15 protein-coding genes are annotated in these 15,395 nt (G+C 62.5%); 9 read left to right on the top strand and 6 right to left on the bottom strand.

The window, feature by feature from the left end; all coding sequences use genetic code 11:
• The first annotated feature begins 58 nt into the window (after nt 1-58).
• Both JV18_RS0112245 and JV18_RS0112240 read left to right on the top strand, forming a co-directional pair.
• A complete protein-coding gene (locus JV18_RS0112245; RefSeq protein WP_033074712.1) occupies nt 59-547 on the top strand; it encodes an RNA polymerase sigma factor in 489 nt (162 codons plus the stop codon).
• Nucleotides 544-1,293, top strand: coding sequence for an anti-sigma factor family protein (locus JV18_RS0112240; RefSeq protein WP_033074711.1), 750 nt, complete (start codon nt 544-546; stop codon nt 1,291-1,293). Before JV18_RS0112245 ends, JV18_RS0112240 begins: the two co-directional genes overlap by 4 nt.
• Here JV18_RS0112240 and JV18_RS0112235 read toward each other — a convergent pair.
• Entirely contained in the window at nt 1,290-2,492 is a 1,203-nt protein-coding gene (locus JV18_RS0112235) for a DUF481 domain-containing protein (RefSeq protein WP_235303240.1), read from the bottom strand. The two genes, JV18_RS0112240 and JV18_RS0112235, sit on opposite strands and share 4 nt — an antisense overlap.
• 161 nt (nt 2,493-2,653) lie before the next feature.
• Between JV18_RS0112235 and JV18_RS0112230 the strand changes: the two genes are divergently transcribed.
• A complete protein-coding gene (locus JV18_RS0112230) occupies nt 2,654-2,878 on the top strand; it encodes a hypothetical protein (RefSeq protein WP_235303238.1) in 225 nt (74 codons plus the stop codon).
• Between the two features lie 95 nt (nt 2,879-2,973).
• Here JV18_RS0112230 and JV18_RS0112225 read toward each other — a convergent pair whose 3' ends face one another.
• The 3 genes from JV18_RS0112225 to JV18_RS0112215 form a co-directional block, all read right to left on the bottom strand.
• On the bottom strand, nt 2,974-4,569 hold the full coding sequence (locus JV18_RS0112225) for a helicase HerA-like domain-containing protein (RefSeq protein WP_200879098.1): 1,596 nt from the start codon (nt 4,567-4,569) through the stop codon (nt 2,974-2,976).
• A 70-nt stretch (nt 4,570-4,639) separates the two neighbouring features.
• Nucleotides 4,640-5,008 (bottom strand): VOC family protein, encoded by a 369-nt coding sequence (locus JV18_RS0112220; RefSeq protein ID WP_033074709.1) that lies wholly within the window; start codon nt 5,006-5,008, stop codon nt 4,640-4,642.
• 110 nt (nt 5,009-5,118) lie between these two features.
• Nucleotides 5,119-6,615: a Do family serine endopeptidase gene (locus JV18_RS0112215; protein ID WP_033074708.1), complete on the bottom strand. Its 1,497-nt coding sequence runs from the start codon at nt 6,613-6,615 to the stop codon at nt 5,119-5,121.
• Between the two features lie 342 nt (nt 6,616-6,957).
• On the opposite strand from JV18_RS0112215, the gene JV18_RS0112210 reads away from it, so the two are divergent.
• A complete protein-coding gene (locus JV18_RS0112210) occupies nt 6,958-7,656 on the top strand; it encodes an outer membrane protein (protein WP_033074707.1) in 699 nt (232 codons plus the stop codon).
• Nucleotides 7,657-7,739: 83 nt separating this feature from the next.
• Here JV18_RS0112210 and hflC read toward each other — a convergent pair whose 3' ends face one another.
• On the bottom strand, nt 7,740-8,591 hold the full coding sequence (hflC, locus tag JV18_RS0112205; RefSeq protein ID WP_081944782.1) for a protease modulator HflC: 852 nt from the start codon (nt 8,589-8,591) through the stop codon (nt 7,740-7,742).
• Nucleotides 8,591-9,766, bottom strand: coding sequence for a protease modulator HflK (hflK, locus tag JV18_RS0112200; RefSeq protein ID WP_081944847.1), 1,176 nt, complete (start codon nt 9,764-9,766; stop codon nt 8,591-8,593). The genes hflC and hflK overlap by 1 nt, the downstream gene beginning before the upstream one ends.
• 92 nt (nt 9,767-9,858) lie before the next feature.
• Between hflK and JV18_RS0112195 the strand changes: the two genes are divergently transcribed.
• The 5 genes from JV18_RS0112195 (at nt 9,859) to hemH (ending at nt 15,346) form a co-directional block, all read left to right on the top strand.
• Nucleotides 9,859-10,839, top strand: coding sequence for an Mrp/NBP35 family ATP-binding protein (locus JV18_RS0112195; protein ID WP_033074706.1), 981 nt, complete (start codon nt 9,859-9,861; stop codon nt 10,837-10,839).
• 2 nt (nt 10,840-10,841) lie between these two features.
• Nucleotides 10,842-11,264 carry a CoA-binding protein gene (locus JV18_RS0112190; protein ID WP_033074705.1) on the top strand — a complete coding sequence of 141 codons (423 nt, stop codon included), beginning with the start codon at nt 10,842-10,844 and terminating at the stop codon, nt 11,262-11,264.
• Nucleotides 11,261-11,866, top strand: coding sequence for a hypothetical protein (locus tag JV18_RS0112185; RefSeq protein ID WP_033074704.1), 606 nt, complete (start codon nt 11,261-11,263; stop codon nt 11,864-11,866). The genes JV18_RS0112190 and JV18_RS0112185 overlap by 4 nt, the downstream gene beginning before the upstream one ends.
• Before the next feature lie 217 nt (nt 11,867-12,083).
• The gene (locus JV18_RS0112180) at nt 12,084-14,354 is read left to right on the top strand and encodes a molybdopterin cofactor-binding domain-containing protein (protein ID WP_443027785.1); all 2,271 of its coding nucleotides are present in this window, start codon (nt 12,084-12,086) and stop codon (nt 14,352-14,354) included.
• Nucleotides 14,351-15,346, top strand: coding sequence for a ferrochelatase (hemH, locus tag JV18_RS0112175; RefSeq protein ID WP_033074703.1), 996 nt, complete (start codon nt 14,351-14,353; stop codon nt 15,344-15,346). Before JV18_RS0112180 ends, hemH begins: the two co-directional genes overlap by 4 nt.
• Nucleotides 15,347-15,395 lie beyond the last annotated feature (49 nt).

Genomic DNA, 15,395 nt, shown 5'->3' with positions numbered 1-15,395 from the left:
CGCGGGAAGAAACGATAGGAGTGCATCGTTTCATCCGGGAGAAGGCGAAAAGGCGATTATGCGCTTTGAGGACGAATTGGTCGAGCTGTTGCCGCGCCTGCGCCGCTTTGCGCGCGGGCTGACCGGCAACACCAGCGACGCCGACGATCTGTGTCAGGCGGCGATCGAGCGCGCGCTGAAATCGCAGGATCAATGGAGCCATGGGACAAGACTGGATAGCTGGATGTACCGGATAACGCGCAACCTCTGGATCGACGACCGCCGCGCCGCCGGACGGCGCGGCATCCACGCCCCTATCGACGATGCCGTCACTCAGGTGGCGGGCGACGATGCGGCACAGGTCGAGGCGGGCGTGGTCGGGGGCGATGTCGACAAGGCCATGGCGCGCCTTCCCGATGAACAACGCGAAGTCGTCCTGCTAGTGCTGGTCGAAGGCTATGCCTATCGCGAAGCCGCCGACATATTGGACGTGCCGATCGGCACCGTCACATCACGGCTGGCGCGGGGCCGCGAAAGCCTGATGCAGATGCTGGGAGAAGCCGCATGACTTTCGATCCTGAAACCATCGCCGCTTTCGTCGATGGCGAGCTTGATGATCTCACGGCGCATCGCATCACCCGTGAGGCCGAAACCAATGCCGCACTTGCCGCCGAGATCGCGCGCCATCGCGCGCTGCGTGACCGGCTCGCTGCCCATTATGCACCCGTTGCCGAAGAGCCGGTGCCCGATCGCCTCACGGCGCTCCTTGCTGGTGCAAGCGAGCAATCGGGAGACAGGATCGTTGACAGTCTAGCCGAGCGACGCGCGGCAAGGGAAGCAAAAGGCCGCAGCAGACATTGGCTCATGGGCCAATGGAGCGGGGCGCAGTGGGGCGCGATGGCGGCCTCGCTGGCGCTGGGCCTCACCATCGGGCTGCGGCCATGGGCCCCGGCAGCGCCCGTCGCCATGGCCGATGGCATGGTTGTGGCTGCCGGCCCGCTCGCCCAGGCGCTCGACACCCAGCTTGCGTCCAATCAGACAGGCGATGCCGCGGTGCGGATCGGGATGAGTTTTCGCGACCGTCAAGGCCGTTATTGCCGCAGCTTTGAGAGCGACGCGCTCGACGGCATCGGCTGCCACAGCGCCAATGGCTGGGCGCTCGAACGCACGCAGGCGGGGACGGCGAGCAGCGAATTTCGGCAGGCCTCCTCCAGCGGACTGGCCCAAGCGGCCGCCGCCATGATGGTCGGCGCACCGCTGGACGGCGCCGCCGAACGCGCTGCGCGCGACGCAGGTTGGGGCGCTACCCGCTAAAAACCGTAAACCAGCGTAAAGCGCGTACGCGTATCAAGCTTTTCAATCCCCGCCGGCGGATTGGTGTCGAGATCGGCAGCGTAGGAAAAGCGCGCGGATAAATCCTCGGTCAACTTGGCGTTGACCGAGGTTAGCGCACTGGTCGCCGTCGTGCGTTCGCCGACGATGGTCGACGCCGTTTGGGTCAACCGCAGCGTCGGTGACATCTGCCAGGCGAAATCAAGGCCTGCCAGCCCGGTCAGTTCGGTGTCCTGCCCCCCCTTGATATAATGTGTCTGCCTCCAGGCAGGCCCGGCCTTGACGTTCAGCGTCATATTATCCTGCTGAATCACCTTGTAACCTAGCCCGCCAGAGGCGCTCCAGCGGGTGTCAAACCCTTGCATCCGGTCATCTTCCCAGCGTCCCAGACCAAAAACAAAGGCACGCGGACTGATACGAATTTGCGGTTCATATTCGGCCAAATATCTGTCTACCGTTGTGCGTCCGTTGGTGCGTTGATAATCGGCCTGGGCCCGAAAACGCTGGTCCCAGTCGATGCCCTTGCGCGTGATGCCAATTCCGAGGCTAAGGCCCGCAGACTTGGTATTGCCCGTCGCATGCGACGCGCCAATCTGCCCCTCACCAGTCCAATTTTCCCACAGCTTCGCCTGTTCGATCCGCGCACGCTCAGCAGCTTCCTTGGCGGCTTTTTCCTTGGCTCTTTTGGTACGATATTCGGCAAGCATCGTTTCGAACAGCGCCGCATCCTCTGGATTGGCCTGCTTGGCCAGCTTGCCGACCGTTTCGACGTCGCGGTCCTGACCGCTTTCAATCGCGACCTCCAGCATTTCACGTACCGGATTCGGGACCTCCTTCTTGTCGGCGGGATCCCGCTGCGCTTCATAGGCCGCAAATAGCGCATCAATTTCAGGCGCGCTTTGCGGATGCGTCTCGCGCGCGAGGGTTATCACGGTCGCCACTTCGCCATCTTCGCCCTTGACCATTGCCGCTTCGATCAGCGTCCTCAGCGCATCCGGCAAAGGCAGGATGACCGATGGCGGCGTGCTGAGCTGCTCTTCAGCGGACAACAGAACGGCCGCGCTTCGCGTTTCCAGGCCCTCGCTCGGCACGGCTTCGAACTGGACCGGCACGGGGCCAAAGGACAGCGGCTGGACGGCGGTCAGCGCAGCGAGGGTCGTCAGAGGGGAAAGCAGAATCATCGGCGAGATCTTCTTTTTGGTCGGAGTATCAGTATAAATTTGGGAATGTTGGGGAATCTAAACCGAATGGCGCTGGCATTTCCACCCCGTCTGCGTCATTTTGCAAACCTATGTGGATTGCCATCATTGCCATTTTCTGCGCGGGGGTCGCAAATTTCGCCATGCACCGCGCTTTCATGGAAAGCAACGACCCGACGGTCCGGCAAATGATTGCGCCGCTGATCAAAAAGACCGGTCCTCACTTCACCTATATCTTCGAATTTCTGCTGCTGGTGGGTGCCATGGCGATTGCCACGCGCAACTGGTTTACCGGCCTGCTTCTCTATGGTCTTTATACCATGTTCAATGCCATGGCGTTCAACTGGATCATGCGAGGGCCGAAATAAGCAGGCGCAGCGCCGCTCTTACTCCCCTCGCCGTTCCTTGGCTTTCCCAAACAATGGGGGAGGCCGCACGATTGGCGCCGCCGCCCCCTTTTCGCTTATTTGAACAAGCTGCCCATAATGCCGCGCATCAACTGGCTGCCCAACTTGCCAGCGAATTGACGCCCCAGGCTGGTGGCTGCGGAACGCGCCGCCGATTGCATCATCTTTTCCGCCATAGTCGGCTTGGCGGCCTCGCGCGCGGCGGCTTTTTCAGCACGCAAGCGCTCGCGTTCTTCGTCCGCCTTGCGCTTGGCTTCTTCCTTGGCCTGGGCGGCAGCTTCTTTTTCAGCCTGCTCTTGCGCCTGTGCCTCGGCGGCAGCCGCGACGGCCTGTTCAGCCTTGGCTGCGAGCAGTTCTTCGGCGCTTTCGCGATTAACCGCCGTGTCATATTTGCCCTCAACGGGCGAAACCGATTGGATGATCGCCCGCTCTTTCTTGTCGAGCGGACCTGCACGCGAGCACGGCGGCTTGATCAAGGTGCGCTCGACCGGCGACGGCGCACCATCGGCATCGAGCAGCGAGACCAGAGCCTCGCCGACCTTCAGCTCCGTAATTTCCCGCGCGACATCGACTTTTGGATTGGGCCGAAAAGTATCGGCAGCGGCCTTTACGGCTTTTTGGTCGCGCGGGGTAAAGGCACGCAGCGCATGCTGGACGCGATTGCCCAATTGGCCCGCCACATCTTCCGGCACATCAATCGGGTTTTGCGTGACGAAATAAACGCCCACCCCCTTGGAGCGAATAAGACGCACCACCTGTTCAATCTTCTCGGTCAGCGCAGGCGGCGCGTCTTCGAACAACAAATGGGCCTCGTCAAAAAAGAAAACGAGCTTGGGCTTTTCCGGATCGCCCACTTCGGGCAACGTTTCGAAAATTTCGGAAAGAAGCCACAGCAGAAAAGTGCCATATAATTTGGGGCTGGCCATCAGCTTGTCGGCGGCTAGGATGTTCACATATCCCCGCCCCTTTTCGTCGCACTGGATCATGTCCATAATGTCGAGCGCGGGCTCGCCAAAGAAATGATCACCGCCCTGGCTTTCCAGGGTCAAAAGCTGACGCTGGATCGCTCCGACGCTGGCTTTCGATACATTGCCATATTGCCCCGAAAGCTCCTTGGCATTTTCGGCGCACCAAGACAGCATCGCCTGCAGATCGGCGAGATCGAGCAGCAGCATTTCCTGCTCGTCAGCCACCCGAAAGGCGATGGCGAGCACGCCTTCCTGCGTATCGTTGAGCCCCATCAGCCGCGCGAGCAACAGCGGCCCCATTTCGGAAATGGTCGTGCGAACCGGATGCCCCTGCTCACCGAACAGGTCCCAGAAAATTACCGGATTATCGTGATAGGTCCAATCAGCATCGCCAATTTCTGCGGCCCGCTTGGAAAAGGGCTCATGCGTCTTGGCGGTCGGGCTTCCCGCCATTGCCATGCCCGACAAATCGCCTTTTACGTCGGCAACAAATACGGGCACGCCTGCGGCGGAAAAGCTTTCCGCCAAACCCTGCAAGCTCACCGTCTTGCCGGTGCCGGTCGCCCCGGCGATCAGACCATGGCGGTTGGCGCGTTTCAGTACCAGCGACTGACGCGGGCCATCCGCCGCGCCGCCTCCGCCAAGCCCCAGATAAATTTCGCTTGCCGTGCTGCCCTCGCTCACCCGCTGCCTCCCTGAAGAAAGAAAGCTAGGTCTACAGCCGCACGCGTCTGAAAATCAAGCAATCACCGGGTCACCCCATCAGGAAAGCGTTAAGCTTGTTTCCATCGGGATCCCGAAAATAAGCCGCATAAAAATTATCGCCCCGTGGTCCCGGAGCGCCTTCACAGCTGCCGCCATTCGCTAGCGCAATATCATGGAGGCGCTGGACCTGATCCTTATCCTTTGCCTGAAAAGCGACCATCACGCCGTTTCCGACCGTAGCCGGATTGCCATCGAAAGGCTTGGTCAACGCGACCCCGGCGGGACCATCCATCTTTCCCCAGGCGATATAATCGTCCGTTTCCATCATCCGGGGGGTGCCCAGTTCCTTCGCAATTGCATCATAGAATACAGCCCCCCGCTCCAGGTCGCTGGTTCCAAGCGTCACATATCCAATCATCACTTTCCTCCCGACTCGAACAGGGAACAAAAGTAGAACTTTTTAGATGTCGCGCAAGAAAAAAGGGCGCCGGGATTGCACACGCCGACGCCCCTTTGATACGCCGTTCCTCAGTCGTTGAGACGAACCGGAATGAAGGCCGCAGGGCCGCCTCGACGAAGGATTTCCAGCAATACGGCATCGCGGCCCGCCTTTTTGGCATCGGTGACGCCTTTTGCCAACGCTTCGGTGCTCGTAACCGGCGACCGATTGATGCTCAGGATCACGTCGCCGCGGCGCAATCCTTTGCGCGCCGCATCGCTCGTCCGCGAACCCGCCACGATAACCAGGCCCTTGGTGTCGCTGTCGACACCCACGGCCCGGGCGATATCGCTGGTCAGCGGCTGAACAGCAAGGCCCAGCTGCTCCTGCAGAACCTTGTCGGCGCTGCCCTTGGGATCGTCAGGAAGCGCCTGCTCATCTTCAGGATCGAAGTCGGAGCCGACCAATTCACTTTCCGGGGGGCGCTCGCCAACCACGGCCTGCAGCGTCACCTTCTTGCCGTCGCGCACGATCTCGATCGGAATGCGGGTTCCCGGCTTGGTATTGGCGACAATGTAGGAAAGCGTCTGGCGCGGCGTGACTTCCTTGCCATTGACCATCGTCACGACATCGCCGCGCTTCATTCCGGCTTTGGCAGCCGCACCATCGGGTTCAACCCGCTGGACGAATTCGCCACGATCCTTGGGCAGACCCAGCGCCGCTGCCAGATCTTCATTCACCGGCGCAATGCCGATACCCAGATAGCCGCGCTGCGGTCGCTCGCCCGCGCGCAGTGCATTGATCACCGGAATCGCCGCATCGGCGGGAATGGCGAAATTAACGCCGATGTTCGCGCCAACGGGGGAGATCAGCATATTGTTGATCCCCACAACATTCCCCTGCAAATCGAACAGCGGACCGCCCGAATTGCCGCGGTTAATCGCGGTATCGGTCTGAATATAGCGGTCATAGGCGCCGCCCTGGCCAATGTTGCGCTGAACGGCCGAAATAATACCGGCGGTCACGGTCGAGCCGAGCCCCAGCGGGTTGCCGATCGCTACCACCCAGTCGCCGACGCGCGCGGCATTGCTGTCGCCGAATTTGACGAAGGGCAGGCCCTTGGCGTCGATTTTCAGCAAGGCCAGATCGGATGCCGCATCACGGCCGACAATCTTTGCCTTATATTCCTTTTGATTGGTCAGGGTAACGGTGACTTCATTGACTTCCTCGCCGCGCGGGCCGCCAGAGATCACATGATTATTGGTGACGATATAACCGTCATTTGAAATCAGAAAGCCCGATCCGCCGCCCTGCTGTTCCTGGGTGATCGGTTCGCGGGTCCCCGCAAAGGGGTTGAGGCGAACACCCAGCGTCACCTGCTGCTTTGTCGAGATATTGACCACGGCAGGCTGAAGCTGCTCGACCAGATCGGCAAAGCTTTCGGGTGCGCCCGAACGCGGCACAGTCCGCGCGATTTCGCTGCTGTCATTCTGGGCCACCTGGGCGCCGACAGGCGATTGGGTAACCAGCGCCAGCGCCGTTCCGCCCATCAACAGCGCCGAAGTGATGCCATATACATAACGCACGATCGCAAATCCTCTTCTCTTATTGAGTGTCAGGCAACCCAAGAACCCCGGCGCGGCTTCTCTGGCGCCCCGTGGCTTAACATCATTTGAACATATAGGATGGCTGCATGGTTATGCACGGGTTACCGCTCCTTGGCCTGGACCGCAAGCCGCTGCTTTTCTCCCTCATCACGCCCCGGCGAAAACATGTTGCCGCTCGTCACAGACCCCAGCTTCCCCAATTTTGATCAAGGCCCGCCCCGCCGGGCTCCGTCATCCAAGGGGAAAGCGGGCCGGGAACGAAATTGTCCGGCGGCCTGACTTTCCTTCCAAAGCCCCCCAATATTTGGAGAAGGAAAGAGGATGAAATATATAATTTCCATGGCCGCCCTCCTCGCGGCGACGGCGACCCCCGCCTACGCTCAGGATTTGTCCGGATTCCGCGCCGAAGTGCGCGGCGGATGGGAACAGCTCGGCACGACGGCGCACCTCCCAAACCCCGATTATGACCCCGAAGATGAAGAGAGCGGCCCCGAAATTCTGAAAGCGACCGACAAGGACGGCTCGATCAGCTATGGCGCCGAAATCGGCTATGATTATCAGCTGGAAGGCGGGATGGTACTCGGCGGCTATATCGGCGCCGACTTCTCAGATGGCCGAACCTGCGCCGAACTGGTGGGCGATGACTTGGGTTGCTCCAAACTGAAGCGTAGCTTCAACATCGGCGCGCGCGCCGGTCTTCCTCTCAGCGACAAGTCGATGATCTACGTCAAAGGTGGATATTCACACGGCAAGATCAGCAATTTTTATGACCCCGACCTGACGGACAATGATGAGGAAGAGCCTGGCGACACCTATGGCTTTTCCAAGAATCGCGGCGGATTCCATGCTGGTGGCGGCGTCGAATTCGGGCTGAACCAGGGCGTCTATGGCAAACTGGAATATGCCTATACCAAATATGGCAGTGCATCACAGCGCATTGGCGCCGGCGACGAAGACCCGATGCTGAAAATGCGTTCGGATCGCCATCAAGTGCTGGCGGGTATCGGAATGCGCTTCTAACCACAAAAAAAAACGGGAGGCCGCCGCAAGGCGACCTCCCGTTCTTCTATCTCCGAACCGCCAGTTCCAACGGTCCGCGTCGATCAATTCCCGCGAAAGCGTTTCAGATATTCATTGTCGGGCGACAGGATAATCGACGTCCCGCCCTGATTATTCTCACCCATGAATGTCTGGCGATAACTTTGCATCGCGCGGTAGAAATCGTAAAAATCGGGATCCTTGCCAAAGCTGGCGGCATAGATGCGCGCGGCTTCACCATCGGCGTTACCGCGAATGATCTGCGCTTCCTTTTCGCCTTCGGCACGGATCGAAATGGCCTCCTGCTGCCGCGCGGTTCGCATGCGATTATAAGCCGCCTCCAGCGTTGCGCCTTCGGGCAGGTCGGCGCGCTTGATCCGCACATCGATCACCTCGGCGCCATATTTCTGCGCCTCGCGGTTGAGCGCGACCTGGATATTATCCATCACCGCGCCGCGTTCGGGCGAAAGCAAGGTCGCAAAAGTACGCTTGCCCAGCTCGTTCCGCAGCGACGATCCCAGGATGGTGGCAAGCTGCTGCTGCAACCGTTCTTCGGTGCGGATCGCCGTATACATACGGACGGGATCGGTGATGCGGAAACGGGCGAAAGCATCGACCTGCAAACGCTGCTGGTCGGTCGACAGCACCTGCTGACGCTCCATATTGATGCCCAATATGCGCTTGTCGATCAGTTGCACCGTGTCGGCAAAGGGCATGGTCATCAAAAGCCCCGCGCCCGACCGGCCAAAATTTTCGCCGGGTTTATAGGCATTTTTTGTCCCATAAACTTCGCCCACACGCAGTACGACCGCCTGCTTGTCCTCGGGAACAATAGTAACCGTCATCGAGAGAAGTACCAGCAGGGCTAGAACTCCGACCAGCAACCGCACCGGGTTATGGAACAGCGATTTCAGCATCACTGGCCTCCCTTTGGTGCAGCATCGGGCTCGGTCATCGGCCGCGCGCGCCGCTGCAATTCACTCAGCGGCAAATAGGTGTTCACACCGCGCGGTTCGACGATCGTCTTGTCGACGTTCGACAACACATTCTCCATCGTTTCATAATAAAGCCGCTGCCGCGTGACTTCAGGCGCCAGCTTATATTGCTCGTAAATCTTGTCGAAAGCCGCCGTGTCGCCGCGGGCGCGTTCCAGCACCTGCTGCTCATAAGCACGCGAGCGGTTGATCGCCGATTCGCGCTCCTGCCGTGCGGCGGTCACTTCCTTGAAAGCCTCATCGACCTGGCTGGGCGGGTCCGCCTGCCGGATCGCGATGCCCTGGATCATGACCCCGGCCCGATATTGGTCGAGCAGGGCCTGCATGCGGCGCTGCACCTGCGCTTCAATATCGACACGCCCCGGACCAATCGCCTGTACAAGGTCGAAATTGGCGACCGTCGCGCGCATCGCGCTCTCGGCAACTTCGCGGATCGTCCCTTCGGGATCGGCAAGCTGAAAGAAAAAAAGCTCCGGATCCCGCACCGACCACCGCACTTCATAGGCCAGATCGACCAAGCTCTGATCGCGGGTCAGCACGAAATTTTCATCACTCGCATTGGGCGAACCGATGGGCATGGTGCGAATGGCGCGCACATCTTCCATGCGGATGCGCTCGATCGGCGCGGGAAAGGTGAATTTCACGCCCGGTCCGACAGTCCGCGAATAGCTGCCCAAGCGGGTGACCACCCCTTCCTTTTCGGGAGGCACGACATGGAAAGAGGAAATGGCGAGCCACAGGCCGGTCCCCGCCAGCACGCCCCATTTCCAATATTTGGCGGAATCGCTGAAATCGATTCCGCCACCGCCGCCTGGGCCGCCGCCACCGCCCATGCGGCCGCGCCCCTTGCGAAGCAGCTCGTCGAGCGCCGATGGTCCGCGCGGCTTGCGACCGCGGTTGGTATCGATCGGATCAGGGGTGACCCAGGGGTTGCGGGGGCCGGGTTTTTTTCTTTCTCCCTCACCGCCGTCGCCATCCCCCGAATCCTTGGGCCCACCGCCCCAGGGACTATTTGCCATCTGGCTGATCTGATGGAAAAATCGCCGCAATCCCAAGGAGGTGCGGCGTTCCATGCTGCCTTCATTCTTGTTGCTCATTCTGCTTTTATAGGGATGGCGCGCGCGATTAACAGGGGGAAGCAGATGAAAATGGCTGGCAATCGCTGCGCTCATGCCTATCTGCCCCCGACATGACCCAAAATCTCGACCTTTCCCGCCTCACCGAAATTGCCGCAAATATGTCGAAAGGCCGCGCCTCGGGCGTCCGCCTGCTCGACGATGCAGGCACCGTCGCGCTTATGCTCGACGTATCGGGCCTGGCCGAAACGGCGCGCGCGCCGCTGGAGGCCGCGCTGCGTGACGCGCTGATCGCGGCGGGCGCCGTGACGGTGCGGATCGCCATGACGGCAGAGCGCCGCGCGATGACGATCATCGCAGTGGGCAGCGGCAAGGGCGGGGTCGGCAAATCGACGCTCGCCGCCAATCTGGCGGTCGCGCTGCAACGGCGCGGGGTCAAGGTGGGGCTGGTCGATGCCGATATCTATGGGCCGTCGCAGCCCCGGCTGATGGACAGCGAGGGCAAGAAGCCCGAAGCCAAGGGATCCAAACTCTCCCCCGTCCCCAATGCCTATGGCGTGCCGATGCTGTCGACCGGCCAGATTGCCCCGCCGGGACAGGCGATTGCGTGGCGCGGACCGATGGCGGGGAAGGCGCTGGAACAGCTGGTCGATGCAAGCTGGGGCGATATCGACACATTGATTGTCGACCTGCCCCCCGGCACCGGCGATGTGCAGATTACCATGATCCAGCGGCACAAGCCCGCAGGCGCCGTGATCATCTCCACCCCGCAGGATCTGGCGCTGATGGATGCGACCCGCGCCGTCACCCTGTTCAAACAGGCCGATGTCCCGATCATCGGGCTGGTTGAAAATATGGCGGGCTATACCTGTCCCCATTGCGGCGAGGTCAGCGATCCTTTTGGCAGCGGCGGCGCCGAGGCGGCGGCCAAGACCATGGAGCTGCCCTTTCTGGGCCGCGTCCCCCTCGCCATGGGTATTCGCCTGTCAAGCGATGCCGGGGTTCCGCCAGCAGCCGGAACCGACCCCCTTGGCGAGCCATTCCATGCTATAGCATCGAAAATTGCCGACTGGCTTGACGCGCGAAAGGGATAAGCATGGCCGTGAACGACGAAGCGCAGATGCGCGAACTGCTGGGTCAGCCCCGGCGCATTGCCGTGGTGGGCGCCTCGCCCAATCCATCGCGCCCCTCCAATGGCGTGCTCGGCTTTCTGGTCGAACAGGGGCATGACGTGATTGCCGTCAATCCCGGCCATGCCGGCAAGACGATCCATGGCGCGCCCGTCGTCGCCAGCCTTGCCGATGTCGAACCCGCCGCCGAGATCGTCGATATTTTCCGCAACAGCGAAGATGCCGGACACGCCGTCGATGAAGCCATTGTCCACGGCGCCAAGGCGGTGTGGATGCAGATTGGCGTGATCAACGACGCGGCGGCCAAGCGCGCCGAAGAGGCGGGATTGATCGTCGTTATGGACCGTTGCCCCAAGGTCGAGATTCCGCGTCTGGGCCTTTTGAAATGAAGACGCTTTCCCTGCCGCTCGCGCTGTCGAGCGCAGCGCTGCTCGTGGGATGCGTCACTCCCTCCCCGTCCACAAGTCCGCAGGATATGTTCTTTGCGGCCCTCACCACGCGCTGCGGTCAGGCCTATGCGGGCGAGCTCGCGAGCGACCAGCCCGCCGATGCCGATATGAAGGGCAAGGCGATGGTGATGCATATCCGCCATTGCACCCCCGACCGCATCGAAATCCCCTTTCACATCGAAGGGCTTGGCCCCGATGGCGGCTGGGACCGGTCGCGCACCTGGATCATCAGCCGCACGGCGGAGGGCCTGCGGCTGAAGCATGATCATCGTCACGCCGATGGCAGCAAGGATGATGTCACCATGTATGGCGGCGATACCGCCGATGCGGGCAGCGCCACGCAGCAACGCTTTCCGGTCGATGCCGAATCCATCGCCATGTTCAAGGCCAATGGCCTGGGCGCATCGGTCACCAATATCTGGACGGTGGAAACCGATGCGGAGGGCTTTTCCTATGCGCTGGACCGCGAAGGCCGGCATTTCCGCGCGACCTTTGATTATGACCGTCCGGTCACACCGCCGCCCGCCCCGTGGGGCTGGTAAGGAATGGCGATTTTCTGCTCCCGCGAAGGCGGGAGCCCGCCTCCGACCGGTGCAGGGTGACGCTTTCGGGTGATGGGTCCCCGCCTTCGCGGGGACGCACGCATATGGATCGGCTGATGGATTATCCGCAAGTCGACGCTCAATCGCGAGCGAAAGCCTTTGCCTCCCCTTTCGGTGCAGCTTATCAGAAAAGGCGATGACCGGCCTTCGCGACAGATTGACCGACGACAAAGCGCGGCTGCCGAAAATCAGCCGCCGCACCGTGCTGATCGGCGCTGGCGCCGCGGGCGGGCTGGCGCTGGCATGGAGCGTCTGGCCGCGCGATTATCGCCCCAATATTTCAGCCACCGAAGATGAGCATATCTTCAACGCCTTTCTGAAAATCGGCGTCGATGGACATATCAGCGCCATCGTCCCGCAATGCGAGATGGGCCAGGGGGTGACGACGCTGCTGCCCCAGATCATGGCCGATGAACTGGGGGCGGACTGGCGGACGATTGCGGTCGAAACCGCACCGATCAGCCCGCTTTACGCCAATACGCTGCTCGTCGATGAAGACAGCGCGGTCTTTACCCCGCGCGCCGGCGTGCCCGATCTTGTGTCCGATGTTCGCACTTGGGTGCGGCGCGAATGGGCGGTCCGCAATGCCGTGATGATCACCGCGAACGACACATCGGTCCGCATGTTCGAAGACCCCTGCCGCGATGCCGCCGCACAGGCGCGCGCGCTGCTGATGATGGCGGCGGCGCGGCGCTGGGATGCCGATTGGGAAGAATGCGATACGCAGGACGGCTTTGTCACGCTGGGCGAGCGCAAGATCCGTTTCGGCGAAGTCGCCGCGCTCGCTGCAACGCTCGATCCGCCCGGTCATCCGGTTTATCGTTCCAGCAGCGCCGACCCGCTTTATGGCAAGGAACTGACGCGGCTCGACCTGCCGTCCAAGGTCGATGGATCGGCCAATTATGCGGGCGATATTCGCCTGCCCGGCCTTGTCTATGCCGCCATCCGTCAAGGCCCGGTGGGCGCAACCCGGCTCAAGAGCATCGACCGCAAGGCGGGGCTGGCCTCGCCCGACCTGCTTCATGTCGTCACCCATGACCGCTGGATCGCGGCGGTCGCGCGCAACTGGTGGGCGGCAAACCGCGCGCTCGACCGTTTTGCTCCCGTTTTTGAAACGCGCGGCGATCCCGTCTCGACCGCCAGCATCGACGCCGCGCTGAAAGCGGCGCTTGCCGCCGACGGCTATCGCATCGCCAAGCGCGGCGATGTCGGGGAAGCGATGGAAGGGCGCGCGCGCGTGGCGGCCGAATATCTGGTCGCCCCCGCGCTCCACGCGCCGATTGAAACCCGCACCGCGACCGCCGCGCCCGACGGGCCGGACCGGCTGCGGCTGTGGGTCGCAACGCAGGCCCCCGCCCAGTGCCGCGCCGCCGTCGCGCGCGCCATCGGCCTGCCCGAACATGCCGTCATCCTGTTCCCGATGATGGCGGGCGGTTCGTTCGACGCCTGCCTTGACCATAGCGCCGCGGTGCAGGCGGCCATCATCGCGCGCCAGATCGACCGCCCCGTCCAGCTTGCCTGGTCGCGGGCCGAGGAAATCATGCGCGTGCCCCCGCGCGCCCCGGCGCGGGCGCGGATGAGCGCGACGCTGAACGCGGCCGATGGCATTGACGCGATGGTCGCGCGCATTGCCGTCCCCTCCACCAACCATGAAGTGCGCGACCGACTGTTTGCGGGAATGCCCGCCGACGAGGCGCAGCGCGCGGCGGCCGGAAAGCCCGATGCAGCAGCGGTCGAGGGGGGCGATCCCCCCTATGCCATTCCGCATTTCGCGCTCGATCACTGCCCCGCCGACATCGGCCTTCCCACCGGGCGCTGGCGGGGTAATGCGGACAGCTACACCGCCTTTTTCACCGAAAGCTTTATCGACGAACTGGCGGCGCGCGCCGGGGCCGATGCGCTATCCTATCGCATGGCGATGCTGGGCGATGCGCCCTTGCTCGCGCGCTGCCTGCTCACCGCGACCAGCCTTGGCGGCTGGGAGGGCGGATTGTCGGGGAGCGCGCAGGGGCTGGCCTGTCACAGCATGCGCGGCAGCCATATCGCGCTGATGGCGACCGCGCGGCAAAGCGACAAGGGGCTGCAGGTCGAGCAACTGGTCGCCGCGGTCGATGCCGGGCGGCTGGTCAACCCCGCCATTGCGCGCCAGCAAATAGAGGGAGGGCTGATCTTCGGCCTTGCCGCCGCGGTGGGCGCAACGACCGATTATGAAGGCGGCCTTGCCACCGCGCGCAAGCTGCACCAGCTGGGCCTCCCCCGCCTCGCGCAAAGCCCGCGCATATTGGTCGAATTTATCGACAGCGACCGCGACCCCGGCGGCGTTGGCGAAATCGCCGTGCCCGTGGTCGCCCCCGCCATCGCCAATGCCCTTTTCGCTGCAACCGGACGGCGCATCCGCCGCCTTCCCCTGTCGGCGCACCCGCTATGACCCTGCCCCCCGACCATCCCCCCGTCGCCGCGCCCCGCATCGGCCTGCTCCTCGTCAATCTCGGCACGCCTGATGCGCCCGAGCCGGGGCCGGTACGCAAATATCTCGCGCAATTTCTCTCCGATCGCCGCGTCGTCGAAATCCCGCCGCTTTTGTGGCAGCCGATCCTGCGCGGCATCATCCTGACGACGCGCCCGAAGAAATCCGCCCATGCCTATGCACAGGTATGGACCGACCAGGGATCGCCGCTTGCCGCCATCACCCGCGCCCAGGCCGCCGCGCTGCAAGCCGAACTCGGCGAAGCGGTCGAGGTCGCTTATGCGATGCGCTATGGCAATCCCGCCATTGCCCCCGCCCTTGACGCGCTGATGGCCAAGGGATGCCGCCGCATCCTGATTGCGCCGCTCTATCCGCAATATTGCGCCGCGACGACCGCCACCGTGGTCGATGCGGTTGGCGCGCATCTCGCCACGCTGCGCTGGCAACCGGCGCTACGCACCCTGCCCCCCTATCATGACGACCCCGCCTATATCGCCGCGCTCAAGGCATCGGTGGAAAAGGGGCTGGCGGCGCTCGACTTCACCCCCGATGTGCTGCTCGCCAGCTTTCACGGCATGCCCGAACGCACGCTGCATCTGGGCGACCCCTATCATTGCCATTGCCAGAAAACGGCGCGGCTGCTCGCCGAGGCGCTGGGGCGGCCGGTGGACATTGCCTTTCAGTCGCGCTTCGGCCGCGCCAAATGGCTGGAGCCCGCGACCGATGCGCGCCTGATTGAACTGGGCAAGCAAGGCAAGAAGGTCGCGCTTGTCGCGCCCGGCTTTTCCGCCGACTGCCTCGAAACGCTGGAAGAACTGGCCATTCGCGGCAGGCAAGATTTCGAAGCGGCAGGGGGCACGCATTTCGCCTATCTCCCCTGCCTCAACGACAGCGAGGCGGGCATGGCGCTGCTCCACAGGCTGGCGATGCGCGAACTGGCGGGGTGGATTTAATCTCCCGCACGCTGCTGCAAACGTCTGCACCCTTCCCCCCTCCTCTTGC

Source organism: Sphingopyxis sp. MWB1, from assembly GCF_000763945.1.
In the GTDB taxonomy this organism is placed as follows: Bacteria; Pseudomonadota; Alphaproteobacteria; order Sphingomonadales; family Sphingomonadaceae; genus Sphingopyxis.
The sequence above is the reverse complement of the archived record's forward strand: the minus strand, read 5'-3'. Positions and strand labels throughout refer to the sequence as shown.

What these genes read in the sequence shown, in the direction of transcription:
- JV18_RS0112245 (WP_033074712.1), top strand. Translation starts at nt 59, where the DNA reads ATGCGCTTTGAGGACGAATTGGTCGAGCTGTTGCCGCGCCTGCGCCGC.
- JV18_RS0112240 (WP_033074711.1), top strand. Translation starts at nt 544, where the DNA reads ATGACTTTCGATCCTGAAACCATCGCCGCTTTCGTCGATGGCGAGCTT.
- JV18_RS0112235 (WP_235303240.1), bottom strand. Translation starts at nt 2,492, where the DNA reads ATGATTCTGCTTTCCCCTCTGACGACCCTCGCTGCGCTGACCGCCGTC.
- JV18_RS0112230 (WP_235303238.1), top strand. Translation starts at nt 2,654, where the DNA reads ATGCACCGCGCTTTCATGGAAAGCAACGACCCGACGGTCCGGCAAATG.
- JV18_RS0112220 (WP_033074709.1), bottom strand. Translation starts at nt 5,008, where the DNA reads ATGATTGGATATGTGACGCTTGGAACCAGCGACCTGGAGCGGGGGGCT.
- JV18_RS0112210 (WP_033074707.1), top strand. Translation starts at nt 6,958, where the DNA reads ATGAAATATATAATTTCCATGGCCGCCCTCCTCGCGGCGACGGCGACC.
- hflC (WP_081944782.1), bottom strand. Translation starts at nt 8,591, where the DNA reads ATGCTGAAATCGCTGTTCCATAACCCGGTGCGGTTGCTGGTCGGAGTT.
- hflK (WP_081944847.1), bottom strand. Translation starts at nt 9,766, where the DNA reads ATGAGCAACAAGAATGAAGGCAGCATGGAACGCCGCACCTCCTTGGGA.
- JV18_RS0112195 (WP_033074706.1), top strand. Translation starts at nt 9,859, where the DNA reads ATGACCCAAAATCTCGACCTTTCCCGCCTCACCGAAATTGCCGCAAAT.
- JV18_RS0112190 (WP_033074705.1), top strand. Translation starts at nt 10,842, where the DNA reads ATGGCCGTGAACGACGAAGCGCAGATGCGCGAACTGCTGGGTCAGCCC.
- JV18_RS0112185 (WP_033074704.1), top strand. Translation starts at nt 11,261, where the DNA reads ATGAAGACGCTTTCCCTGCCGCTCGCGCTGTCGAGCGCAGCGCTGCTC.
- hemH (WP_033074703.1), top strand. Translation starts at nt 14,351, where the DNA reads ATGACCCTGCCCCCCGACCATCCCCCCGTCGCCGCGCCCCGCATCGGC.